Below are 23,300 nucleotides of genomic sequence, written 5' to 3'. Positions count from 1 at the left end.
GGGAGTTCTTTTTCTTATTTGTTTTTTTGGCGAATCAACTCATCAATCCGCTCCATCACTTCTTCCATGTCCATACATTCTTTGAAGCTTTGATTGATTTTTTTAATGCCTGCCGTATACTGATCGTTGCGCAAAACCTCATCTACGGCCTGTTGTAATATTTGGGCATTGACTTCATCTTTAGAGATGACATAGCCTGCATGGAGTTCAGAGAGACGCTGCGCCACCATCGGCTGATCCTTGTCATGAGGCATGACAACCAGTGGCACGCTGAAATGAATGCCTTCGTTTACGCTGTTCATTCCGCCGTGTGTAATGAAAACATCCGATTGCTCCAGCACTTCCAGCTGAGGGACATACGGAGCAATGATAAAGTTTTCCGGCGCCTGCTTTAATTTGGTCAGGTCCGCTTTTTCTCCGGCAGCGATGACGACTTTTCCGTTAAAGCTTGAAAATGCATCAATACAAAGGTTGAAGAAATCCTCTGTATGATCCAGTACAGTCCCCATTGAAATATAAATGACCTTCTCATCTTTTAGCTGTTCAATCGGGAAATCTGTTTTTTCCGCTCTCTTTGGAAAGCTCGGCCCGATAAACAGACATTCATCCCCGAAACGATCACTTTCCGGCTGAAAATAACGGCTTGTATACACTACGTTCAATTCCCCTTTATTGTTCATGAATTGAACCAGGTTTTTCGGGGCAACACCGTACGTTTCTTTCATTTTTGCCAAAAGGTCTTCGCACTCTTGATCCAATTCAAGCGGCGCTCCAGACTCCGGATGCAGCGGCAGGATTTTCAGGTGCTCCTCGCCAAACAAGAAAGACGCCGATGAAGAGACTCCTGGAATATCTAAGTAATCCCTTACCAATTCCCCCGCGCCGAATTTATCATAATAAACAAAATCAAATTCAATGCTCTTAGATAAGTCTTTGACAATCTGTAAAATGTCCAATGACGTTTTGATATGGATTTTCACGAAATCAAGAATGCCATTGGGCGAACCGACATGAATAGGTGTCGTTCGCAGCAGATCCCGGTGAAGATGGACCGTTGCTCCCGCTGCTTCTAATCGTTTTTTATATTTTTCAGTGGATATATAATGGACATCATATCCCTTATCGGAAAACGCTTTTGTAATGCCTAAGGTAGGATTCACATGGCCTTCCGCAGGAAAATTCAAAATCAATACTGTCTTCATGTAGACAACTCCCTCTCAAATCGTATTCTGACTCTTTGTTTGATCAGACTACTACTAATCGTAAAATGGGAACACAACCCATGCAAGGTACAAATGAATGAACTATTCTGCTGCTCTGGACTTAATCAAAAAAAAGACACCCAAGCTCTGGTGTCTTTTTTCACACTTTTCTGATCGTAAAAAATTTCCGCAGAAGCCATGGGCCCGGTGTAAAGCCCAGCGTTAACTGCCAAGCGCCAATAGCCTGCAATCTGTATTCGCGGACGATCTGCATCTTCCGGCTCATGCTCCTGACATCCTCAAACCATACCTCATGCGTCCGCCCCTGCTGATCACTGTACCGGAAAAACGGTGATTGATATTCGGCTGAATATTGTATCGGGGCTTGGTACCTCATCGCTCTTTCGATTGCGTTTTGATTTGAAATCGCTGAAGCAACTGTGCCCGGCTGGTACGGGATGATCCAGTCGTACCCGTAGAGCGGGACTCCGATAATGATTTTTCTGCTCGGCACCTGCGCAATCGTAAACTCAATGGTTCTCCTTATTTCAGTAATCGGCGCTACAGGACCCGGCTCACTTCCGGCATGATGCCAATCATAAGCCATGATAAACATATAATTGACAACCGCTCCTATCCCCCCGTAATCGTAGCCTCTCAGCCATGGAATATTATCGCTTGTTTTTGCAGGAACGGCTATCGTCAGCACATACCCTCCCGCCTGAAGGCGATCTCTCAGCTGGCGTAAAAACCCAGTGAAAAGATCGCGATCCGCGGCGCTCACCTGTTCAAAATCGATTGTCACACCGCCATATCCCCTTGTGGAAACTAAGTCATAAATATTGTTGACCAGATTGGTTCTCGCTGTGGGATTGTTTAGCACTTGGTGAACAATCTCCGTACTGAAGCCTCCTGATGTAAGGTTCGTTATTGTTGCCAGCGGCGTGACTCGTCTTTGCCATGTTGTCTCAATAGCGGCCGCATCATCTAACTGGTTTGCAATGTCGCCGTTAGGTGCAATATGATATTCAAAAATCGAAATTGAAGACGAGTATGGCGCATAATCATTGATTAATTCCCGATCGAGGTCTGGGTTTCGTAGCACATAAAAACTTAACGTTCCCGCAATGTAATTTGAGATCGAAGGAATCGTTATTTTTGCTCCCGCTTGTAAAGCATTTGGGCTGATGCCCGGATTGGCGGCTCGCAGTCGCTCTAATGGCACAAACGCTTTTGCCGCAATGGCGGTAAGCGTGTCTCCCGGTTGGACTGTATATACATAAAGAGGGATAAGCAGAGCCTGCCCCGGCACGATATTCGTTTCATCTAAACCATTCACACCCCGTATTTGATCAACAGAAGCACCGTATCTTCTGCCTATCGAAAACAAAGAATCACCAGGCCCGACGATATGGATAAACATGTTTAACCCCCATTATTCGTTAGTCAAACCATCATAAAATCTTATTAACGGGGCCTCTTAGATATGTGGTGAATACATAAAAAAATACCAAGGGTTCTGCTCCCCCTTGGTACCGGATCATACAAATCAATTCTCTTTTCCTTCTTCAAGCACATGCTTCAAATGCTCACAGTCATGATTGAAATGAGCCAGCACATGCTGTTTGGCTGCTTCTTTGTTTTTCTTTTTCACTTCTTCAAATATCCTGCGGTGCTCACGCAGTATCGTTTCTGCACGGTGGTCGCCGGTATAATTAAGGATTCTGCAAAAATGAATCAGGTCATTTACATGCTCAAGCAAATTTTTCAAATGTCTGTTATGGCTGAAATCAACCAGCAGCTCATGAAATTTTTGGTTTAAACGAATGATTTCTGTATCTTCCGTGCCGTTGTGAATCGCTTTCTCTGTTTCTTCAAGCTGTTTTTCGAGTATGGTCAGCTCTTCTTCGTCCGCTTCGTCTATGACTAATTCGACTGCCAGCTGCTCCAGCGGAATTCTGATTTTATAAATCTCATCTACATCTTTTGCCGTTAATGACGTGATCGAAAATCCATTTCGGTCATCCGCTTTTAACAAACCATCTTTCTCAAGCAATCGCATGGCTTCCCTTATCGGAGAGCGGCTGACGCCAAAGCTTTTCGCCAGCTGTGTTTCGTTTATCCGTTCCCCAGGCTTAAAAGTCCCGTTGAAGATCATTTTTTTTAGCTGGTTATAAAATTGCAGGTAGTAGGGAGTCGGCTTATCTAATTTAAAATCGTCCATATATAATACCTCTTTTGAATATATTCAAGGGCTTTTCTTCATCAAAATCATATAACAGATGGTAATGGGAAGCAACAAACTGCCTTGTCAGATCCCAGAATTTGAGGTACGATATGTTTGCTGAACGACGGTCGACGGACTACTGGCAACTGAAAAAACGGCGTGTTTTTCTTCGTCAATAGGACACCATACCTCCGCCAGAATAGCACACGATTACATTTTTACATCTTTTCAATGGAGGAAAAAATATGCTCATTATTCTTGTTATGTTTCTTCTAGGAATTATTTTAGGCTTTATTGGCGCCGGTGGAGCCGGCTTTGTCATTGCCCTTTTAACGCTTCTTTTTCATATCCCGATTCATACGGCTTTAGGCACTTCGCTTGCCGGCATGGCTTTTACAAGCTTATCAGGGGCATACAGCCACTATCGCGAGGGCAACATTCAAATGAAAATCGGCTTAATAGTCGGAGGCTTTGCTGCGGTTGGCTCATTTTTCGGCGCCAAGCTGACATCTTTTATTCCAGCTGATTTGCTTCATTATTTGACGGCTGGAATGTTATTTTTATCAGCAATTCTCATTTTAATCAGATTATTTATTTTAAAAGAGAAGGCTCAAGTGAATCAAAGCACTCTTTCAACGTATACGAGAGCGGTCATCTTAGGAATTGCAGCCGGCGTTCTTTCCGGCACATTCGGCATCGGGTCGGCACCTTTTATTCAAATCGGTTTAATGATTATGCTGAATCTGTCCATTCGCCATTCTGTCGGAACGACGATGCTTGTGATCATCCCTCTGGCTGTAGGTGGAGGCATCGGATATATCACAGAAGGTTTTGTTGATTATGTATTGCTGATCAAAGTTCTGGTCGGGACAATGTGCGGTGCCTATGTAGGCGCGAAATTCACCAACCTCATGCCAAAGGTGGTTTTGAAATCAGCCATCTTTTTGACTCCGGCGATTGCAGGCCTGCTGTTGTTATTCTAAATAAAACAAAAAACCTGACATCATGTCAGGTTTTTTATGAATTCTGCCCTACTCGTTCTTTCGTTAATCCAAAAAACGCTAATGAGCCGATGACAGCTGTTACAAACATGATGGCTCCCATCGGAACGGCTGTTGTCTCATTAATGCCTACAAGCGGTGACACGATTGAACCGAGGAGCAGCGGAAGCATTCCAAGCAGCGCACTTGCACTTCCGGCGCGGTGCCCCTGCTTTTCCATGGCCAGGGTAAACGTGCTGGTCAGAACCATGCCGATCGTAATCATGTAAATGAAAATGGATATGACTAATGTAGCAAGAGGACCGTGAATCATGGTCATGGTTAATAGCACAGCCGTCGCAATCATAGCCGTAATGGCCGCTATACGAAGCAGGCTTTTTTCATGAATGATTCCGCCAAAGCGTCCGATGATAAAGCTGCCCGATATAATCGCCAGCCCGTTAATGCCAAAAAGAATACTAAATACCTGCGGAGACACCCCGTAGATATCCTGGTATACAAAAGGCGTACCAGACACATATGCAAAGCTTCCCCCGTGAATAAATCCGACAGTTAACGCGTACCCCATAAAGGAGCGATCCTTCAGCAGGCTGCCCATCGTTTTGACGGATGTTCCGATTGAGCTTGGAATCCGTTTTTCCGGCGGAAGCGTTTCTTTTAACCTCAATGCAATCAGAAGAACTAGTAAAAATCCGATGATCATGAGGACGTGAAAAATTGTATGCCACGTTGCGAACGGCAAAAGCAAAATGGCACCGCCTGTCATAGGCGCAACCATTGGCGCCACCGCGGTAATGACCATTAACAGCGAGAAAAATTTAGAAAGCTCTCTTCCGGTAAACACATCGCGGACGATTGCGCGAGACAGCACAAGCCCTGCAGAAGCAGTGAAGCCCTGTAAAAAACGCGCAGCCACTAAAGTTGTTATATTGGGTGACAGTGCACAAAACAGAGAAGATAACGCAAATAAAAAAATACAGATTAATAGCGGTTTTCGTCTTCCCTGCGCATCGCTGACCGGCCCGACAATCAGCTGGCCGATCGTAAGTCCGACCAGACAGGCTGTTAAACTTAACTGAACAAGTGAAGCACTTGCTGATAAATCTTCCGCGATTTCAGGAAAACTTGGCAAATACATATCTATATTAAGCGGGCCCAATATAGCAAGCATGCCGAGCAGAAACGCTAGTGCCAAGCGTTCTTTTCCAGTTGGATTGTGCAGCATGTTATCAAACCTTCCCTTCAACCTAGTCCCTTATATAATGGATGTCAGCTCCAACTATGGATTGAAGCTGTGAAACATTTGTATATTGTATCATAACTTTCAGCCTGTGAAAGCCGCTTGAGCACGGGCTAGGCAAAGTGATATTCAGAACACCTATAAAGGGAATGATGCGGGGAATCATCGTGATCAGCATCATCTGAAGAAACGGCCAGCTTTTTTTGCTAAGTTCTAGCCTAGCGAATTTTATGCGCTGGGAGGTTGTTCAAAAGTGCAAATGGCTTGCAAGATGAAATCAATCGTTGTATATTAATTGACGTGTCAATCATTGATATATCAATTAATAGTTTTGACAGGAAAGAAGGGATGGGTTTTGGCGTCATTTTGTTCAGAGGAAGCCGAGATTTTATATCAGCTGCAAGGCGTGAACAAGGTGATTGGCGTGAAGTTCGAGGCATGCACGGGCATCAGCCAATCTCGTTTGGAATTGCTGACATTGCTTTATCATGCAGATGAGATCAGTCAAAGCGACCTTCAAAAGAAAGTAAATATCGATAGCGCAGCCGTTACCAGACACCTGAAACAGCTGGAAGCTAAAGGCATGGTATCAAGGCGGCGCAAGCCTGAGGACAACCGCATCACCCTTGTTCGGTTAACAGACCAAGGAAGAGAGCGAATTGAGTCTTCTAAGAAGGAAAAGGAGCGTTTCATGAAGGAAATGCTCGCAAATGTAAGCGCAGAAGAACGCCGCCTGCTCATTGATGTGCTGGCGCGCATGCGAAACAATATAAATAATATCGAAGCTTAAGAGGAGTGTATCAACATGATCAAAACAAACGATTTTATGGAAATTATGAAAGGCCGCCGTTCTATCCGCAACTATGATCCGGCAGTAAAAATCAGCAAAGAAGAAATGACAGAGATCTTAGAGGAAGCAACAACTGCCCCATCTTCTGTTAACGCGCAGCCATGGCGTTTTCTTGTCATTGACAGCCCGGAAGGAAAAGAAAAGCTCGCACCGCTTGCAAGCTTTAACCAAACACAGGTCACAACATCATCTGCTGTCATCGCTGTATTTGCAGACATGAACAATGCAGACTACTTAGAAGAAATCTATTCAAAAGCTGTGGAACTTGGTTACATGCCGCAGGAGGTCAAAGACAGACAAATCACCGCGCTGACCGCACATTTTGAAAAGCTTCCGGCACAGGTCAACCGTGAAACGATCCTGATTGACGGAGGTCTCGTTTCCATGCAGCTGATGCTGACTGCACGCGCGCATGGCTACGATACAAACCCGATCGGCGGATACGATAAAGAAAACATCGCGGAAACCTTCGGATTAGATAAAGAACGTTATGTACCGGTTATGCTACTTTCTATCGGAAAAGCAGCAGACAAAGGCTATGCTTCCTACCGTCTGCCGATTGATACAATTGCAGAATGGAAATAAAACAAAGAGCCCGGGAATGTTTTCCGGGCTCTTTGTTTTTAAGTACAGCCGCCGTTTGATCGTCTGATCTTTTTGGGTAACACGTCTGAAGTTAGTCGTTTAGTCATGAAAAAAGAGTGATGACCATTCATCACTCTTCTCTCGATTACTCTTTTCCTTTCTTCCTGCCGAACGGCCACCAGTTTCCTTCTCCAAAGGTCGCAATGATTGCCGGGATGAAGAGCGGAAGTATGACAAGGCCGTAAAGCAAGAGCCCGATGATGATAACACTTGCCACCTGCATCAGTGTATTAACACCTGAAGGCATCATCGCCGCGAACGTACCGGCCAATATAATGGCAGCTGTAATAATGACAGATCCCATTTTGCTCATTGACCTGACGACACCTTGCTCAATGCCAAGGTGCACCTCTTCCTTAAATCGATCCAGCAAGAAGATCGAATAATCTACCCCTAACGCGATCAAGATGACAAAGCTGAAGAATGGCACTGCCCAGCTGACACCCGCGTTTCCTAAGCCGTTTACAAAAATTAATTCTGTTATGGATATCGACGTATAGTACGTCAGCAGCAATGACGCGATCATATAAATCGGCATGATCATTGAGCGGAACAAAATGGTTAACACGATAAACAGGCCTATAATCATAATCACCATTGTTCTAGAGAAGTCCGTTGTGGACAGCTCTTTTAAGTCCGCATTCATACTCGTGACCCCGCCGTACACGATCTGTGCATTCTCCAAAGGAGTGCCGTCAACTTCGTTTGCGACAGCTTTTTTGATTTGGTTTATTGTCGTAATAGCTTGTTCTGAGTACGGATTTGAATCCAGAACGACACTTAATTGAACACCTTTGCCGTCTGCAAAGGAATACTGGTCAATTGACTTCTTAAAGTCTTTGTCCTTCATTACTTGATCAGGAATGAATATGCCAGTATCTCTTACAGTTGGACTTTTGCTCATGTCCTCTAATATATCACTGGAAGCTGTAATACCGTCAGAGACTTTCGTCAGGCCCTCATTTGCGCTTTTCACGCCTTCGGACAGCTTTTTCAGGCTTTCTGTCAGCGTTCCGGCTTGTGCCTGCTGGCCTGAGAGCTGTTGGTTCGCTTGTTCAAGGCCGGTTTGAATCTGGCCAAGCTGTCCGCTTATTGCCGTAAGCTGCTGCACGGTCTGTGCGGTATTGCCGGTTTGGGAAATCTGTTTGCTCACGAGCTGCAGCTGCTGATTGATTTTGCCCAAGCCATCTGCCGCATCGCCCAGTGAACCGCCAGACCCTCCATTTGAGGCCGAGCCGGTTTGCCCTGCCATTTGATTCAGTCCGTTTTCTATATCCGTTAATCCGCTTTGGACATCGGCAATCCCTTTTACCGTCTTATCCAGCCCGTCTGAAACCGATCCTAGCTGGTTATCAATATATAAATCTTTGATTTTTTCACCAGTCGGCTGCGTAATGGTCATAACAGAGTCAACATGATCAACTTTCTCGATCGCTTTGCTGATATTTCCTAGATAGGGGATTGTATCAGCTGTTGTAAGATCTTTGTCTCCTTTTACGACAACATTGATCGGGAACGCTTTTCCTTCCCCGAATCCATCCTTAATGGCCTCGAGAGCTTTTATAGATTTATAATCGCTGCTGATTTCCGCAGTTGAGTCGAATGAAATCTGGTCATCATAGGTCAAGATGAACGGAAGCGTAATCACCACCGTGATGACAATGAACAGAAACGGACGCGCAACGGAGTGTCTGCCGAGAAACGCCCATAGTTTGTTATCACTGTGTGACAGCACTTTCTTAGAAGGCCAGAATAATTTTTCTCCCAGCGTCACCATAAATAATGGTAGCAGTGTGTAGAGGATGATCATTAAAATTCCCACACCGACTGCTACCCCTACTGCGGATTGGAAAATCGCAAACTTCGCAAATCCTAAGGCGGAAAATCCGATCAATACCGCAAATCCGCTGATAAATAAGGTTTTTCCCCCTGTGCGGTAAGCGATAAGCGCCGCTTCTTTTTTATCATGCCCGTTTGCCAATTCTTCACGGAATCGTGTAAGAAGCAGTATGCAGTAATCTGTTCCAATGCCGAACAGGATCGCGACTAAGAAGGTTTGCGTAAACGTCGAGATTGGAAAATCAACATTGTATACAAGGATGCCCAGTATGGATTGACTGATCAGATAAGAAAAACCGACAACCACAATCGGGATAAAAGGCGTCACAACAGATCGGAACACGATCAACAGTAAACCGATGATCAGGCAGACTGTGATCACTTCCGTTTTCTTAAGCCCTTCCTCTGAGCTGTGAGCGAAATCCTGGTTGATAAGGGAAGCTCCCGTAATATATGCCGTCAAGTCATCAGGAACGATTTGATAAATCTCGTCCGCAATTTTTTCCGCCTTTTTATCAGAACCTGTAATCGTGACAGGCATGAGAACGGTTTTCTTGTCTTTCGACATCAACTGGTCTTTGACTTCTTTTTCCGCTGACAGAGGAGATGTTACCTCTTCTACACCGTCGATCTTTTTAATTTTATCGATCATTATCCGGAGCTGATTCTCTGTTTCTTTCTTTAAAGCGTTGTCTAATGTAAAGACAACACTGATCGAATTATTGTCTTCTCCTGCTTGTTTTAAAATGGCGTTTGCCCTTTCTGAAACAGCATCAGCGGGAAGCTGGGCCTGCCCCTTTTGATTGGCCAGCTCCGTTAAGTTCGGAGAAAACAAACTCAAAACGACGGTAAGTGCTAATACTATGGCTGCAATTGCCCACTTGAATTTGATGATTGCTCTCATTCGGCAGAATCTCCTCCTTTAAATTTGCTTTTTAAAATGGTGAATATCTCGATGATGGAATGTAAGTGTTCCTCATCTATATCATCAATCAGCGGTTTGAGCGCGTTAAAGATGGCTGAATCTAATTCTTCTAGTATGTGTTCACCACTGGGTGTAATGTTAATAAGCTTAGAGCGCCTATCACTTTTTTCCGGACAGTCGTCCCATTGAACCAATCCCTTTTCGAGCAGCTTTTTCAGTCTGTTAGAGATCGCGCTCTTATGTACATTTTGGTACATGGCCAGGCTGCCGGGAGAGGTTGGGCCCTTGACTTTTAAAATTTTCAACAGGTCTGCCTGTTCCCTTGAGATATGCTTGAAGACATCCTGATTGATTTCACGATGCACAAATTCTGTCCCTTCAAGCAGGACTTCCACAAACAGGTTTATCGCCTGACATAGCTTTTGTTCATTCAATATCTTCCCCTCCTCATTATAGTTTACCCCACTAAACTTTATGTTCAATGTCAATTAGTTTATTCCTCTAAACTATATATGTCAACAAATTTTATTTTCGAGCACTCTACATAAGAACTCATGTTCGTGTATAATGGAAGCTATACACACGAAAGGGGGAATTTTAACATGTCAGATTTGGCATTCAAATTGTATGAATATAACGTCTGGGCCAATCAACAAATATTCAACCGATTAAAAGAGCTTCCAAAAGAGATATACCATCAAGAAATTCAAAGCGTGTTTCCGTCAATATCCCATGTATTGTCTCATGTTTATCTTTCTGATCTCGGCTGGATTGAAGTGTTTTCCGGCAAAACCTTGAGCGATGCGTTGGCTTTAGCTGAACAGCTTAAAGAACAGACAGAGGCTAAAGAAATAGAGGAAATGGAAGACCTTTTTCTGAGGTTATCCGAGCGCTATATACTATTTTTACAGCAAAAAGAACAGCTCAATAAGCCACTCCAGGTTCAAAATCCCTCAAGCGGAATCATGAAAACAACTGTTTCCGAACTGCTTCCCCACGTTGTCAACCACGGGACATACCACCGCGGCAATATCACAGCAATGCTGCGGCAGGCAGGCTACGCATCCGCACCGACAGATTACGGGCTCTACCTGTTTATGACAAAAACTGAAAAAGCATAAAAAAGCGGCTCCCTAAATGGAGCCGCTTTTTTCGGGAAATAGTCCAAATCACATTAAAATTCTTTTCATCAATCCTTTTTTAGTAAAAAAGATAGAAATTTTAGTGTTATAATAATCATTAAAAATAGATTGCTGACTCAATAAACAATTTTCAATGGAGGAACACATAAAGTGACAGACGACATGACGAAAGACAATATAAATCAGCAAACGTTGCAGAGAGGCTTGAAAAACAGGCATATCCAGCTCATCGCCATCGGCGGAGCCATTGGGACAGGCTTATTTCTCGGCTCGGGCAAATCGATTCATTTTGCCGGACCTTCGATTTTATTTGCTTATATGATCACAGGGATCATTTGCTTTTTAATTATGAGATCGCTGGGTGAACTGCTGTTATCAAACTTGAACTATCACTCTTTTGTGGATTTTGTACAAGACTACCTAGGCGATATGGCAGCATTTATCACCGGCTGGACATATTGGTTCTGCTGGATTTCCATTGCGATGGCTGATCTGACAGCAGTCGGGCTCTACACTCAATATTGGCTCCCGGGTGTGCCGCAATGGGTGCCTGGCTTAATCGCTCTAATTATTTTACTGATTATGAACCTGGCGACAGTCAAGCTTTTTGGAGAATTAGAATTTTGGTTCGCTTTGATTAAAGTCATTGCCATTTTGGCGTTAATCGTCATTGGCCTTGTGATGATTTTCAAAGGCTTTTCCACAAGCTCAGGAGTGTCCAGCTTCACAAACCTCTGGAGCCACGGAGGCCTGTTCCCGAATGGCATGCACGGGTTTATCCTCTCGTTCCAGATGGTTGTGTTTGCTTTTGTCGGCATTGAGCTTGTCGGGCTTACGGCCGGTGAAACAGAAAATCCTGAAAAAGTAATCCCTAAGGCGATCAACAATATTCCTGTCCGTGTGTTGCTTTTTTATATCGGGGCTCTTCTCGTGATTATGAGCATCTATCCTTGGGATGTCATCAATCCCAGCGAAAGCCCATTCGTACAAGTATTTGTCGCGGTTGGCATCGTCGGGGCTGCAAGTATTATCAACTTTGTTGTATTGACTTCCGCTGCTTCAGCGTGCAACAGCGCTGTATTCAGTACAAGCCGTATGGTCTATTCCCTGGCGAAAGATCACAATGCGCCTGAGTCAATGGCGAAACTGACTCAGCGTAAAGTGCCAAGAAATGCTTTATTCTTTTCAGCTATCGTGATTTTAATCGGTGTTACGTTAAACTACATCATGCCAGAAGGCGTATTCACCCTGATCACAAGTATTTCAACCGTATGCTTTATCTACATTTGGGGAATTACGGTCATCTGCCATATGAAATACCGCAAAACAAGACCTGAATTAGCGAAAACAAACAAGTTTAAGCTTCCGCTTTATCCGTTTACAAATTACCTGATTCTTGCGTTCCTGGCGTTTGTTCTGGTTGTGCTGGCACTGGCACAGGATACTCGTGTTTCCTTATTTGTCACACCGGTTTGGTTTATTTTGCTGATTGTGATTTATAAAGTGAGAAAAGCGAAGCATCAATAACACTCGAAACTCCTGCCTCAAAAATGAGAGCAGGAGTTTTTTTGATGAAAATGACCTTTGCTTTTGAATTTGAAGGTATGCTATAGTGTTTGTAATCAAAACAAGAAGGGATGATGGGTGGACAATGATTAACTAATCTTATTTTTACCGTTTGAAATCAATATTTCAAATCAAAAAAATAGGATTAGTCTGCCCATTTTCTATATAAACGACACTGCTATTTATAAAAAATAGCTTATTGATCATGCACAGGCACGGCTAATCCTTCCAACACATTTGGGAGGATTTTTTTATTCTCCCTTTAAAGCGAGGGATATGGATGAAAGAGATCGTAACATTAACAAACGTTAGCTATGAAGTAAAGGATCTGACTGTTTTTAAACATGTAAATGCCAGTGTTCAGCAAGGAGATATCATTGGGATTATCGGAAAAAACGGCGCTGGGAAATCTACGCTGCTGCACCTCATTCACAATGACTTAGCCCCTGCACAGGGTCAAATCCTTCGAAAGGATATAAAACTGGCTTTGGTTGAACAGGAAACAGCGGCATATTCCTTTGCGGATCAGACACCTGCCGAAAAGAAGTTACTGGAGAAATGGCATGTGCCTCTTCGTGATTTTCATCAGTTAAGCGGCGGTGAAAAACTAAAAGCGCGGCTGGCGAAAGGACTATCAGAGGATGCAGATCTGCTGCTGTTAGATGAACCGACAAACCACCTTGATGAAAAAAGCCTGCAATTTCTCATCCAACAGCTGAAACATTATAACGGCACTGTGATTCTCGTTTCTCACGATCGATATTTTTTAGACGAAGCCGCAACAAAAATATGGTCGCTTGAGGATCAGACGCTGATTGAATTCAAAGGGAATTACTCCGGGTATATGAAGTTCCGGGAGAAGAAAAGACTCACCCAGCAGCGTGAATATGAAAAGCAGCAAAAAATGATTGAACGGATTGAAGCACAAATGAATGGGCTCGCTTCTTGGTCGGAAAAAGCCCATGCTCAATCGACGAAAAAGGAAGGGTTTAAAGAATATCACCGGGTAAAAGCGAAGCGTACGGATGCCCAGATAAAATCCAAGCAGAAGCGGCTTGAAAAAGAGCTTGAAAAAGCAAAGGCGGAACCCGTTACCCCAGAATATACAGTCCGCTTTTCAATCGATACAACCCACAAAACAGGAAAACGTTTTTTAGAAGTTCAGAATGTAACAAAAGCGTTTGGAGAAAGGACCCTCTTTAAAAACGCAAACTTTACGATTCAGCACGGCGAAAAGGTTGCGATCATAGGCCCCAATGGCAGCGGAAAAACGACATTACTGAACATCATTCTTGGACAGGAAACAGCAGAAGGAAGCGTATGGGTGTCGCCGTCCGCAAACATCGGCTATTTAACGCAGGAGGTGTTTGATTTGCCTTTAGAACAAACACCGGAAGAGTTATTTAAGAATGAAACATTCAAAGCAAGGGGGCACGTTCAAAATCTGATGAGGCACTTAGGTTTTACAGCCGCCCAATGGACTGAACCGATCAAGCATATGAGTATGGGTGAGCGTGTAAAGATCAAGCTGATGGCATATATTCTGGAGGAAAAAGACGTGCTGATTTTAGATGAGCCGACAAACCATCTCGACCTGCCGTCACGCGAACAGCTGGAAGAAACACTATCACAATACAGCGGCACATTGCTGGCGGTTTCACATGACCGATACTTTCTCGAAAAAACAACAAACAGTAAACTCGTCATCTCGAACAATGGCATCGAAAAGCAGTTAAATGACGCCGCTCCTTCTGAAAGAAATGAGCGGGAGGAGCTTCGCTTAAAGCTTGAGACAGAAAGACAAGAAGTGCTGGGAAAGCTCAGTTTTATGACGCCAAATGATAAAGGGTATAAGGAGCTTGATCAGGCTTTCAATGAGCTTACGAAACGAATAAAAGAGCTGGATTGAAGCCGTGAGAACCTCTATGGATATAAAGACGCATGGCAATAAAAAGGACAACAGCTGTTGTCCTTTTTTCTTTATATGTTCAAGCCTTCCCATGACCTTAATGTCTCTAATGATGACTTATAGTACCCTGCCACTGCTTCCAAATAGTCATTTCCTTTGATCGGGGTGAACGGGTCTGGTCCAGCTGCCACCATCTCCATAATAATCGGGCCTTTATAACCGATAGAATGAAGCGCTTCGATTTGCCTTTCCAGATTCGCATGGCCGTTTCCGATGGCCTGGCGATTTGAATCAGCCACGTGATAAACGCCGAGTTTCTGCCCTGTCAATTCAATGGCTTTCACAGGGTCAGCTTCTTCTATGTTCATATGATACGCATCGAGAAGAACATAGAGATTGGGGCTGCCGACATCACTTATTAATTGCAATGCTTCTTCCCCAGTGACCACTTGATGATTTTCGTATCGGTTCAATACTTCAAATACAACCTGAATCTGTAATTCCTCCGCTCTGGCCAGGATCTTTTTAGCGCTTTCGACCAATAAACTCCAATCCCTCGCCTCATCCCCGCTCCCTCTCACTTTGCCGACATCACCGTGAAGACAGATACGAGGAGCTCCTAAAGCCACAGCCCAGTCTAATAAATCGAAGTAATACTGTACAGCCTTTAACTGAACCTCTTCATTTGCGCTTGAAATATCCACATTCCTTGGTGTTATTGATAAAACCTTTACATGATGAGCAGCAAGTGTCTCGGCAAGGTCTCTCGGATTCAGCGAAATATCTCCTTCAACCTCCACTCCGTCTACTCCAATTTCTGCAGCCAGCCGGCATTTTTGTTCAAATGGAATGCTGCCAAAAGTCCATAAGCATATACCATATTCTCTTTCCATATTGAAATCCCCCTTTTATAAAGGTGAAACTGTATTCTTTGCCATGATTTCTCCCTCAATTTGCTCCAATGATTTGCCTTTTGTCTCCGGCACAAATTGATAAACAAAGAGAAAGGCAAGAATGCCAATGGCGCCGTACATGAGAAATAAAGAACCTGTACCGATCAGATCTAAAAGCAGCGGGAAGGACAGCGACACTGCAATATTCGCCAGCCACAGACAGGTACTTGCGATTCCCAGCGCCGTCCCCCTGATCTGTAACGGGAAAATTTCAGCCAGCACAACCCAAACGACCATTCCCCAGCTTGCTGAATACGCTACCATAAACAAGCATAAGCAGGATAACAGTAGCCACCCGGGTGCATGAAAGAATAGCGTACTGACACCCAAAATACCAAGTGCCAAGGACATTCCGACATTGCCGATCAGCATGAGATTTCTTCGCCCTATCATATCAATCAGCAGCAAGCCAAGGATCGTAAATAAGACATTGATGACGCCGATGCCGATGGTTCCCGTGATGGCACTAGAAGCGCCGAACCCCGCATTTTCTAAGATGGTCGGTGTATAATAAATAATCGTATTTGTGCCTATTACTTGCTGAAAGATGGCGACCCCAATACCGATAAATAAGATCGGCCTGATTGCCGGAGATAATAAAGTTGATATGGAAACACGCTCTTTCGTCTTAATCTCTTTCATACTGCGGATCTCAGCATCGATTGTTTTCGGATCTCTCGTCAGAAGCAAAATATGGCGTGCTTCCTCCTCACTTTTTTTCTGCAACAACCATCGCGGACTTTCTGGCATAAAAAACATACCGGCCATGAGAATGAAGGATGGAATCACTGCTAATAGGAGCATCAGATCCCACCTGCCGGAAGATGAAAAAACGAAGTTTACAATATAAGCCATGAGAATCCCGAAGGAATTCATCAATGTATTCAATGAAGCAATTCTGCCTCTGATCGCAGCAGGCGCCATTTCTGACAGATATAAAGGAACGATTGCAGAAGCTCCTCCAACTGCTATGCCCAGTTCTATTCTGAATAGTAACAATATTCCGATATTACGAGCTAAACCTGTACCAATGGCTCCAATTGTAAAAAGCACCCCCAGCCAGATGATTGTTTTTTTCCTGCCATAGCGGTCGGAAAATCTTCCGCAAAAGGCTGCTCCGGCTAAAGCACCGATCAGCACTCCGCTGACAACTAATCCTTCTAGTAATGGCGACAGCTCCATGTCTTCTCTTATAAACAGCAGCGCGCCGGATATTACACCCGTATCGTACCCGAACAGCAAACCTCCTAATGCCCCGAAAAAGTAAATGAGACTGATATAAGCCTTTTTGGACGTCATCAAGAAACCTCCGACTCATTGTATTTAAACGTTTAAGCAAGGGAGATCTCTCAAAGATCCCCCAAATCGTCATAACTGTGATGCGGTTGAATCCCGTACAATTAATGAAGGAGACAGCATCACGCGCTGTATCACTTTCTTTTGTTTTGAATCGGCCATGCCGTCCATCAGCAGTTCAATTGCTTTTTCCCCCATTTCTTCAGTCGGCTGTGCGATAGTTGTTAATTGGGGATCACTGATCTTTGCAAGGATGCTGTTATCAAACCCAATCAGAGAAAGAGATGAAGGAATAGGAATATGAAGCTGCCTTGCAGCCTGCAAAACGCCTAAAGCAAGCAGCTCAGTCGTCACAAAGACAGCCGTCGGCCTTTGTTTTTGATTAAGCAGCTTTAAACTGATGTCTTTACTGGCTGACAAATCATATGGACAGTCTAGAATGGCTGATTCATCGATTTGGATTCCTGAAACCTGCAGTCCTTCTTGAAAGCCGAGGACACGATTTTTGATTGATGTATTGTTAATCTTTTCTGCTATGACAGCTATATTAGTATGCCCTAATTGGGCTAAATGGACGGCTGCCTCGTATCCCCCTTTAAAATCATCCGCAACTACAGTGTCTACAGGCAGGTGCGGTATATCTCTCGATAGCATGACAACCGGCATGTCGCTTTCAATCAGTTCCCGTATCGCCTGACTGTTTTTGAGGCCCGTCGCCACAATAATGCCGTCTACATGCTTTTGCTTCAGCATGGCGATATATTCTTCTTCTCTCAGCGAATCGTTGTCCGTACTGCATATGATGACGCTGAAGTCCTTTTTACGGCCGCTGTCCTCCACAGCTCGGGCAAGTTCGGCCATAAAAGGATTGGCGATGTCAGGAATGAGCAGCCCGATGGTCTTCATCATTTTTCTCGCTGACGTTACAACACTTGGCTGATATTGAAGCTCCTCAATCACTTTCCAAATTCTATTTTTGGTTTTCTCACTTATATTGCCTGTGTTATTCAGAACCTTTGAAACCGTAGAGATTGAAACGTTTGCTTCCTTAGCAACATCATAAATGGTTGTTTTCATTAAGAAGGCCACCTTTATATAATAGATCCTCTTTAGTATAAACGAATGCTTACCAGAATTTCTTTTTAAAAAGGCGCTTCTTCTATCAAATACTCAAACCGTTTGCGGCACTCCATTTTTTAACGTGACAGGCTGCTTCGTTTTGCAAGACTCTATACAAGCTGCGGCAATGGCAAGTGCTGCACGCGCATCTTCACCTGTTACTGAGGTTGGTGAATTATTTCGAACAGCGTCAACAAACGATTGTAACTCATCAACATAAGCATCAAATAATAAATCTTGGTCGTAGCGAATCGTGTTGTAGCTGACTCCGTCTTTGTTATACCTTGTCATGTTTGTATGGCGGAGATCTCCGATGGTCAGCATGCCTTCAGACCCAAACACCTCTCCGCGGACATCATATCCATAAACCGCTTGAAAGTTTGCCTCCGCCGTTGCAATCGCTCCGTTATCAAATTTGATCGTGACTACTGCCGTATCCAAAAATCCTTTGTCTTTAAAATCAGGCCTGACAAGCGCATCAGCCGAGGCATAGACTTCAATCGGCTTCGCATTTGGATTGAGGTAAAGTAACGTATCAAAGTCATGAATCAGCGTCTCTAAGAAGATCGTCCATTGAGGAATTGGTGTTGGATCGCCGAGTGCCGGGTCTCTTGTAATGGAACGCATTAACTGAGGCGTTCCGATTTTTCCTGCACGGATTTCCTCATATGCACTGCGAAAGCCTTTAGCAAAACGTCTGTTAAAACCGATCTGAAGCGGAACAGACTCTTCATTTACTACCCTTATGACTTCATCCGCTTCTTCCAGTGTGACAGCCATCGGTTTCTCACAAAATACAGCTTTCCCCTTCTTTGCCGCTGCCATAATGTTTGCTGCATGCGTCCTTGCCGGCGAAGCAATGATGACCGCATCAATATCAGGATGCTCCAGCATTTCTAACGGATTTGTAAACGCTTTAATATTTGAGCCGATTGTTTTTGCAAATGCTTCTGCATTCCCCGGAACCGGATCTGCAACTGCATACAAATCTGCTCCTTTCACACGAAACGCAATACTCTCTCCATGGAAAGCTCCCATCCGTCCCGCACCTAATAGCCCAACCTGTACATTTCCCATCAGCACCACTCCCATTCTGCAAATATAAGGAAAGTCTTTCCTTGATTATCTCATATAAAAAAACAAATCATGAAATTGCTATAATATTAGTTTATTAATGAAGGAAAGTCTTTCCTAATTGTTTTCAATTGTAACCCCTTACATTTTACAGGTCAATCTTTTTTTCTGTTTTTAAAGCCAACCTCTCCTATAGCCGCCGTTCAAGCCTGCGATGGGTTAGGAATTTAGGGAGCAAAAAAATACCGAGGGTGTGCGGCACCTCAGGTGGAAATTTCCCGCAATAGAAGAAGGTGATGAAGAAAAGCAGAATATGAAATGAAACAAACAAAGTGAGGATGATATGACTGAAGACTTTTACTGAGATGAAGTATTTAGCGGCAAAACGAAAGTAAAGAAGGTGCTAGAGACAGATTACGTATTGGCTGATTACATACAAAGCCTTTTTATCCAGTCCATATTGTGGCTGTCCCTAAGAAACATATTTCCTCATTGATCACTCTAGAAGAGAACGACCATGACTTGCTTCTTGAATTAATGGGTATCATTCAAAAGATCGCTTCCATGATGACGGAAGAAAAAAGCGGTGTGATCACCAACTCAGGAGCTTACCAGGACTCTAAACATCTACATTGGCATATTGTGTTTGGGAAGCCGCTTAAGTAAGCAGCTTTTATCAGCATAGCTGTTTCCGCATACGTATATTGGTCATGGCATAGCCCATCTTCTGATAAAGATAGACGGCTGTCTCGTTGTGTGCAAATACATGTAGAGCCAGCCTTTCCGCACCAAGCTCTCTTGCTCTTTCATCAAGCGTTTGAAGCGCCAATTGAGCAAGTCCTTTTCCGCGAAAGGCTTCATACAATCCAAAGGAATAGATAAACGCTTCCTTTTGCGGATGTAATGGATCAGCATACAGCCAGAGCCAGCCCATTCTTTCTCCTTGGTCATTTGTGATGTTCCAAAAATAATGATTACTGCTGTCTCGCCCATTCGGAATCATGTTTTCATATGCCTGCTCCGATTTCTCAAACGCCTCTTTTTCCGTCCAAGTTCCTGACGTTATGTTTTGTTTCGCAAAATTTTGCACGGACATCCCGCGAAAGGCTTCGAACTCTTCCTCAGTCATGTCTTCCAAAGTGAATGCCATCCTGTATTCCTCCTTTATAAAAAAAGCCCAGCTGATGCCAGACGAATAACACAGAAATGGAGCTCTATTTTACTGATTCAGTTAATTCCTGGACTTTCTATTATTCGATAAGAAAAGGAGATTTCCTGCAAATGGGCTTGTTCTTAAACATTAGTGAAAAGCTTACGTGTAACTCCCCATGATGATCATGATAGAAACAATCAAACAAATCATCGCTGGTATCGCCATGATGACCGATTGTCTTGCTCGAAACATATGCGCATGAGTTGCTCCCGCCATGAGAACGACAAACAGAACACCTGCTCCAATCGCTGCATACCGATTCCAAATTCCCGCTGTCATAGCAAGTGCCCCGGCTATTTCGAGAATGCCGGTAACAGTCAGAAACCATAATGGATATTGATAATGCCGCCAATGCTCAACTTGAAAGGGAACACGGCTTACCTTTATGATGCCTCCCGCAAGCATAAAAACTGCCAAACTGACTTTCATCATAATAGATATCATCTTACGTCATTCCCTTTCGGAAGCATCCCGTATATTAAAAGATTCACAACCTCTGCTGCGAGGCTTGCCGGATCTTTGATTCCGGTTAACAAAAATGAATCGGTTAAATGTTCAATCATGCCGATCAAACACTCAGCGACAGTTTCCATATCCAGCTCAGAGTGAAAATAGCCAAGCCGCTGTTCTGCTTCTAAGTTCTCTTTCAAAACCATCGCCAAGTCTTTTTTCATTTGTTTTGCTTCCGGGTTGAGAAAAAAGCCGATCTTGGTTAAATCCTTGTCCTCAGCCAGACATTGAAAAACAGATTCCACAGCAGACAGCACCCGTTTTGTCACATCCTCCGTGTTTAATCCGTTTTCCAGAAGAAGTGACTCTGTCAGCTTTCTTACTCGGAAGTGAAAATCGGTGATTAACTCCTCAAAGATGGCTTCTTTGCTTTGAAAGTACAGGTAAAATGAAGGCTGCGTGAACCCAGCTTTTTTTACAATTTCACTTACCTTCGCGTCATGGAATCCCCGAATCGAAAATTCATTAGCGGCAGCTTTGAGTAACCGTTTCCGGCTTTCTTCCCCTTTACGTCCTTTTTTACTTTTCAACGAGGACCACCCCCAAAAATAATACTCGCAAGTAATGTTACTAACGAGTATTATTTCATGACATTAGCTTCATTGTCAATGATTTCAAACTGATCCTGTTTGCCAGCTTCCTTTATTAAAAGGTCTCATGCATTTCGAATAACTGAATCAATTCATTGCTTCCTATATCAATGGCTTTTCATTCACTGATAAGTATTTGCTGAATAGATTGACATTCAGGCTGTGACAAACTTTATTCTTTTTTCTAACGAGCATCACTCCAGGGCCAGATAGAGTTTTGCCCGCAAATGCTAGGAACAATTGGGTGCAGCGGCGCATAATGTACTGTACAGAAAGATGGAAGGGTGTGATGGGATGCCGTCTACAGTAATCAACCTATATTATTTGAAGATCAACAGTATTTCGGGCAATGGTTCAATTACAATAGGCGAAGCTGCTTATAACAGCCCTACCAACAATCAAAAATCTCAAGGGACCAACTCTTCTTTCGGTGATACATCACCTACAGAATCCGTAATGGAAAACTTCTTAAACGATCCTGATGTAAATGACCAGACATCTATCGGCAACTCTGATACATCCAACGTTAATGCTCCTCCGATTGCACCACCGCCAATTTTAGATTAAAGGGGTTTCGTCTATGCCATATCAAATTAATATCGCAAATATTAAGATCAACGGCGTCACGCAAAACGGAAATATAGATGTCGGTCCGACTGTGCACAACAGCCATACTGCGAACAGCAAATATTTTGGAGCAAACTTTTCCTTAGGGGATCTTTCGCCTACGTCTTCACTTTTGAACACTGGAAATATTGATTCAGACGTTAGTGACCAAGACCAAATCGGAAACCCTTCTGCGCCGATTTCAAATCAAATTTAAGGAGAATCTCATATGGATTTCGAAAAAATTCGAAAGTGGCTTGAGATTACGAATGAATATAAACAAAGTGACTTTTGGACAAATGTGCTCAAATATAAAGCCCCGGAACATTTTTTTGATTCCGAAGCTTCTACGTTTGTTTATGACTTTTATCAAGATGAGGAATATAATTTTATCATTGTGGAAATGCCCGGTGTGTATGAGGAAGAATTAACGATCCGTTTACTGTCTAAAACCCAGCTGCTGATCAAAGGAACGATCACGCCTGTTTTTCCAGCCGAAATGGAAGTGCTGCGTGAACGGTATTACGGAGAAATTGAGCGAATCATTCAGCTTCCCGAAGCCGCTGAAACTCATTTGTTACAGATTCAGCTGTTAAACGGGCTTCTGCATATTTCGTACCCAAGACAAGTTGAAACCATTGCGTTCAATAAGGGGCTTTAAGATTGATTGTTCCTTCATTCCTTATCCATAGGGACTGATATATGGTCTTTATATTGATCCACATAAATATCCCCATTACCCAGCAGCACTGCGTACACGGTCTCTTTCACCTTTATGTCTCTTTTTCGCAATTCTTCCAAAAGCCAGGATTCCGTCAAACGATTCTGCTTTAAATTATTCTCAATGATTTCTCCGTCCATAATAAGTTCTATCGGAAGCCTTTGTTCTTGGTTTACCGCAATCATTAAATCCTGTTTGGTCACATGCCGGAATTGCGGTTTTCTTAACACAGTCAGCTGACCATTCGTTTCAAGAATGGCAAAAAGAACTTCTTCGATATTAAATATTTCTTTTTCCCGTAATTGCTGATTTAAATAATCAAGTGTGTAACGCATTTTCCTCATATTTGATTCAAGTATCTTCCCGTTTTGAATCAGCACTGTTGGATCTCCGGCAAAAAATTTCCTCAGCTTCCTGTTCTTTATCGACAGAAACGAAATTAGAAAAATGGTTAGCACAAAAATACTAAACGAAATGGCCATATTGTGCGGTTTTATTGAAGTATTGTAAGCTAATCCGGCAGCAATCGCCCCTAGTGTGATCGCCGCAATAAAATCAAAAATCGTCATTTGAGAGATTGTCTGTTTGCCTAAAATTCGTTCTGCGATTAACAGCAAGCCAAAGCTGGCAACCGTTCTAATGACAACTTCAAGTTCAATCATGTTATGGCGC

23 protein-coding genes and 1 pseudogene are annotated in these 23,300 nt (G+C 43.4%); 10 read left to right on the top strand and 14 right to left on the bottom strand.

Annotated elements, in window-relative coordinates:
- Positions 1–14: 14 nt before the first annotated feature.
- From bslm_RS03055 to bslm_RS03045, 3 genes are all read right to left on the bottom strand, one after another.
- A complete protein-coding gene (locus bslm_RS03055; RefSeq protein WP_046380808.1) occupies positions 15–1,202 on the bottom strand; it encodes a macrolide family glycosyltransferase in 1,188 nt (395 codons plus the stop codon).
- 160 nt (positions 1,203–1,362) lie between these two features.
- A complete protein-coding gene (locus bslm_RS03050; protein WP_046380807.1) occupies positions 1,363–2,625 on the bottom strand; it encodes a glycoside hydrolase family 18 protein in 1,263 nt (420 codons plus the stop codon).
- Positions 2,626–2,751: 126 nt separating this feature from the next.
- On the bottom strand, positions 2,752–3,426 hold the full coding sequence (locus tag bslm_RS03045; protein ID WP_003234129.1) for a GntR family transcriptional regulator: 675 nt from the start codon (positions 3,424–3,426) through the stop codon (positions 2,752–2,754).
- 248 nt (positions 3,427–3,674) lie between these two features.
- Between bslm_RS03045 and bslm_RS03040 the strand changes: the two genes are divergently transcribed.
- Positions 3,675–4,412 (top strand): sulfite exporter TauE/SafE family protein, encoded by a 738-nt coding sequence (locus bslm_RS03040; RefSeq protein ID WP_041336928.1) that lies wholly within the window; start codon positions 3,675–3,677, stop codon positions 4,410–4,412.
- 34 nt (positions 4,413–4,446) lie between these two features.
- Here bslm_RS03040 and bslm_RS03035 read toward each other — a convergent pair whose 3' ends face one another.
- On the bottom strand, positions 4,447–5,655 hold the full coding sequence (locus bslm_RS03035; protein WP_046380806.1) for a Bcr/CflA family efflux MFS transporter: 1,209 nt from the start codon (positions 5,653–5,655) through the stop codon (positions 4,447–4,449).
- A 310-nt stretch (positions 5,656–5,965) separates the two neighbouring features.
- Between bslm_RS03035 and bslm_RS03030 the strand changes: the two genes are divergently transcribed.
- Both bslm_RS03030 and bslm_RS03025 read left to right on the top strand, forming a co-directional pair.
- Positions 5,966–6,460 (top strand): MarR family transcriptional regulator, encoded by a 495-nt coding sequence (locus bslm_RS03030; RefSeq protein WP_015252703.1) that lies wholly within the window; start codon positions 5,966–5,968, stop codon positions 6,458–6,460.
- A 15-nt stretch (positions 6,461–6,475) separates the two neighbouring features.
- Positions 6,476–7,105 carry a nitroreductase family protein gene (locus bslm_RS03025; RefSeq protein WP_046380805.1) on the top strand — a complete coding sequence of 210 codons (630 nt, stop codon included), beginning with the start codon at positions 6,476–6,478 and terminating at the stop codon, positions 7,103–7,105.
- 145 nt (positions 7,106–7,250) lie between these two features.
- On the opposite strand, the gene bslm_RS03020 is transcribed toward bslm_RS03025, so the two are convergent.
- Complete coding sequence (locus bslm_RS03020; protein WP_046380804.1) at positions 7,251–9,908, bottom strand: MMPL family transporter; 2,658 nt, start codon at positions 9,906–9,908, stop codon at positions 7,251–7,253.
- Positions 9,905–10,363, bottom strand: a complete 459-nt coding sequence (locus tag bslm_RS03015) for a MarR family transcriptional regulator (protein WP_003242874.1) — start codon at positions 10,361–10,363, stop codon at positions 9,905–9,907. Before bslm_RS03015 ends, bslm_RS03020 begins: the two co-directional genes overlap by 4 nt.
- 168 nt (positions 10,364–10,531) lie before the next feature.
- On the opposite strand from bslm_RS03015, the gene dinB reads away from it, so the two are divergent.
- The 3 genes from dinB to vmlR all read left to right on the top strand — a co-directional run bounded on the left by dinB (position 10,532) and on the right by vmlR (position 14,546).
- Positions 10,532–11,050: a damage-inducible protein DinB gene (gene dinB / locus bslm_RS03010; RefSeq protein ID WP_046380803.1), complete on the top strand. Its 519-nt coding sequence runs from the start codon at positions 10,532–10,534 to the stop codon at positions 11,048–11,050.
- 171 nt (positions 11,051–11,221) lie between these two features.
- On the top strand, positions 11,222–12,598 hold the full coding sequence (locus bslm_RS03005) for an amino acid permease (protein WP_014475969.1): 1,377 nt from the start codon (positions 11,222–11,224) through the stop codon (positions 12,596–12,598).
- A 319-nt stretch (positions 12,599–12,917) separates the two neighbouring features.
- Entirely contained in the window at positions 12,918–14,546 is a 1,629-nt protein-coding gene (gene vmlR / locus bslm_RS03000) for an ABC-F type ribosomal protection protein VmlR (protein WP_046380802.1), read from the top strand.
- 71 nt (positions 14,547–14,617) lie between these two features.
- Here the strand turns inward: vmlR and bslm_RS02995 are convergent, their stop codons facing one another.
- The 4 genes from bslm_RS02995 to bslm_RS02980 form a co-directional block, all read right to left on the bottom strand.
- On the bottom strand, positions 14,618–15,439 hold the full coding sequence (locus bslm_RS02995; RefSeq protein WP_046380801.1) for a sugar phosphate isomerase/epimerase family protein: 822 nt from the start codon (positions 15,437–15,439) through the stop codon (positions 14,618–14,620).
- 15 nt (positions 15,440–15,454) lie between these two features.
- Positions 15,455–16,798 carry a sugar porter family MFS transporter gene (locus tag bslm_RS02990; protein ID WP_046380800.1) on the bottom strand — a complete coding sequence of 448 codons (1,344 nt, stop codon included), beginning with the start codon at positions 16,796–16,798 and terminating at the stop codon, positions 15,455–15,457.
- Between the two features lie 69 nt (positions 16,799–16,867).
- Complete coding sequence (locus bslm_RS02985; RefSeq protein WP_029725836.1) at positions 16,868–17,872, bottom strand: LacI family DNA-binding transcriptional regulator; 1,005 nt, start codon at positions 17,870–17,872, stop codon at positions 16,868–16,870.
- Between the two features lie 93 nt (positions 17,873–17,965).
- Entirely contained in the window at positions 17,966–18,991 is a 1,026-nt protein-coding gene (locus bslm_RS02980) for a Gfo/Idh/MocA family oxidoreductase (protein WP_029725835.1), read from the bottom strand.
- Between the two features lie 397 nt (positions 18,992–19,388).
- Here bslm_RS02980 and bslm_RS02975 point away from each other — a divergent pair.
- Positions 19,389–19,654: pseudogene (locus bslm_RS02975) on the top strand (HIT family protein).
- Between the two features lie 10 nt (positions 19,655–19,664).
- On the opposite strand, the gene bslm_RS02970 reads toward bslm_RS02975, so the two are convergent.
- The 3 genes from bslm_RS02970 to bslm_RS02960 all read right to left on the bottom strand — a co-directional run bounded on the left by bslm_RS02970 (position 19,665) and on the right by bslm_RS02960 (position 21,241).
- Positions 19,665–20,138, bottom strand: coding sequence for a GNAT family N-acetyltransferase (locus bslm_RS02970; RefSeq protein WP_003234145.1), 474 nt, complete (start codon positions 20,136–20,138; stop codon positions 19,665–19,667).
- Positions 20,139–20,300: 162 nt separating this feature from the next.
- Complete coding sequence (locus bslm_RS02965; protein WP_046380799.1) at positions 20,301–20,645, bottom strand: DoxX family protein; 345 nt, start codon at positions 20,643–20,645, stop codon at positions 20,301–20,303.
- A complete protein-coding gene (locus bslm_RS02960; protein ID WP_046380798.1) occupies positions 20,642–21,241 on the bottom strand; it encodes a TetR/AcrR family transcriptional regulator in 600 nt (199 codons plus the stop codon). The genes bslm_RS02965 and bslm_RS02960 overlap by 4 nt, the downstream gene beginning before the upstream one ends.
- A gap of 354 nt (positions 21,242–21,595) precedes the next feature.
- Between bslm_RS02960 and bslm_RS02955 the strand changes: the two genes are divergently transcribed.
- Genes bslm_RS02955 through cotP form a run of 3 tightly spaced genes read left to right on the top strand, consistent with a single transcriptional unit; the run spans position 21,596 to position 22,568 of the window.
- Positions 21,596–21,868, top strand: a complete 273-nt coding sequence (locus bslm_RS02955; protein ID WP_003243854.1) for a spore germination protein — start codon at positions 21,596–21,598, stop codon at positions 21,866–21,868.
- A 13-nt stretch (positions 21,869–21,881) separates the two neighbouring features.
- Positions 21,882–22,124, top strand: a complete 243-nt coding sequence (locus tag bslm_RS02950) for a spore germination protein (protein ID WP_003234151.1) — start codon at positions 21,882–21,884, stop codon at positions 22,122–22,124.
- Between the two features lie 12 nt (positions 22,125–22,136).
- Complete coding sequence (cotP, locus tag bslm_RS02945; RefSeq protein ID WP_015715315.1) at positions 22,137–22,568, top strand: spore coat protein CotP; 432 nt, start codon at positions 22,137–22,139, stop codon at positions 22,566–22,568.
- A 14-nt stretch (positions 22,569–22,582) separates the two neighbouring features.
- On the opposite strand, the gene bslm_RS02940 is transcribed toward cotP, so the two are convergent.
- Positions 22,583–23,290 carry a DUF421 domain-containing protein gene (locus bslm_RS02940; protein ID WP_003234156.1) on the bottom strand — a complete coding sequence of 236 codons (708 nt, stop codon included), beginning with the start codon at positions 23,288–23,290 and terminating at the stop codon, positions 22,583–22,585.
- Between the last annotated feature and the right edge of the window lie 10 nt (positions 23,291–23,300).

It is taken from the genome of Bacillus sp. LM 4-2 (assembly GCF_000978495.1).
GTDB classification, from domain to species: Bacteria; Bacillota; Bacilli; order Bacillales; family Bacillaceae; genus Bacillus; species Bacillus subtilis.
Note: the sequence above shows the minus strand (reverse complement) of the source record. Positions and strands in the feature narration are given on the sequence as shown.

Bases quoted from the DNA above. Each gene is read 5' to 3' on its own strand.
- bslm_RS03055 (WP_046380808.1), bottom strand. From the start codon at position 1,202: ATGAAGACAGTATTGATTTTGAATTTTCCTGCGGAAGGCCATGTGAAT.
- bslm_RS03050 (WP_046380807.1), bottom strand. From the start codon at position 2,625: ATGTTTATCCATATCGTCGGGCCTGGTGATTCTTTGTTTTCGATAGGC.
- bslm_RS03045 (WP_003234129.1), bottom strand. From the start codon at position 3,426: ATGGACGATTTTAAATTAGATAAGCCGACTCCCTACTACCTGCAATTT.
- bslm_RS03040 (WP_041336928.1), top strand. From the start codon at position 3,675: ATGCTCATTATTCTTGTTATGTTTCTTCTAGGAATTATTTTAGGCTTT.
- bslm_RS03035 (WP_046380806.1), bottom strand. From the start codon at position 5,655: ATGCTGCACAATCCAACTGGAAAAGAACGCTTGGCACTAGCGTTTCTG.
- bslm_RS03025 (WP_046380805.1), top strand. From the start codon at position 6,476: ATGATCAAAACAAACGATTTTATGGAAATTATGAAAGGCCGCCGTTCT.
- bslm_RS03020 (WP_046380804.1), bottom strand. From the start codon at position 9,908: ATGAGAGCAATCATCAAATTCAAGTGGGCAATTGCAGCCATAGTATTA.
- dinB (WP_046380803.1), top strand. From the start codon at position 10,532: ATGTCAGATTTGGCATTCAAATTGTATGAATATAACGTCTGGGCCAAT.
- vmlR (WP_046380802.1), top strand. From the start codon at position 12,918: ATGAAAGAGATCGTAACATTAACAAACGTTAGCTATGAAGTAAAGGAT.
- bslm_RS02995 (WP_046380801.1), bottom strand. From the start codon at position 15,439: ATGGAAAGAGAATATGGTATATGCTTATGGACTTTTGGCAGCATTCCA.
- bslm_RS02990 (WP_046380800.1), bottom strand. From the start codon at position 16,798: ATGACGTCCAAAAAGGCTTATATCAGTCTCATTTACTTTTTCGGGGCA.
- bslm_RS02985 (WP_029725836.1), bottom strand. From the start codon at position 17,872: ATGAAAACAACCATTTATGATGTTGCTAAGGAAGCAAACGTTTCAATC.
- bslm_RS02980 (WP_029725835.1), bottom strand. From the start codon at position 18,991: ATGGGAAATGTACAGGTTGGGCTATTAGGTGCGGGACGGATGGGAGCT.
- bslm_RS02970 (WP_003234145.1), bottom strand. From the start codon at position 20,138: ATGGCATTCACTTTGGAAGACATGACTGAGGAAGAGTTCGAAGCCTTT.
- bslm_RS02965 (WP_046380799.1), bottom strand. From the start codon at position 20,645: ATGATATCTATTATGATGAAAGTCAGTTTGGCAGTTTTTATGCTTGCG.
- bslm_RS02955 (WP_003243854.1), top strand. From the start codon at position 21,596: ATGCCGTCTACAGTAATCAACCTATATTATTTGAAGATCAACAGTATT.
- bslm_RS02950 (WP_003234151.1), top strand. From the start codon at position 21,882: ATGCCATATCAAATTAATATCGCAAATATTAAGATCAACGGCGTCACG.
- cotP (WP_015715315.1), top strand. From the start codon at position 22,137: ATGGATTTCGAAAAAATTCGAAAGTGGCTTGAGATTACGAATGAATAT.
- bslm_RS02940 (WP_003234156.1), bottom strand. From the start codon at position 23,290: ATGATTGAACTTGAAGTTGTCATTAGAACGGTTGCCAGCTTTGGCTTG.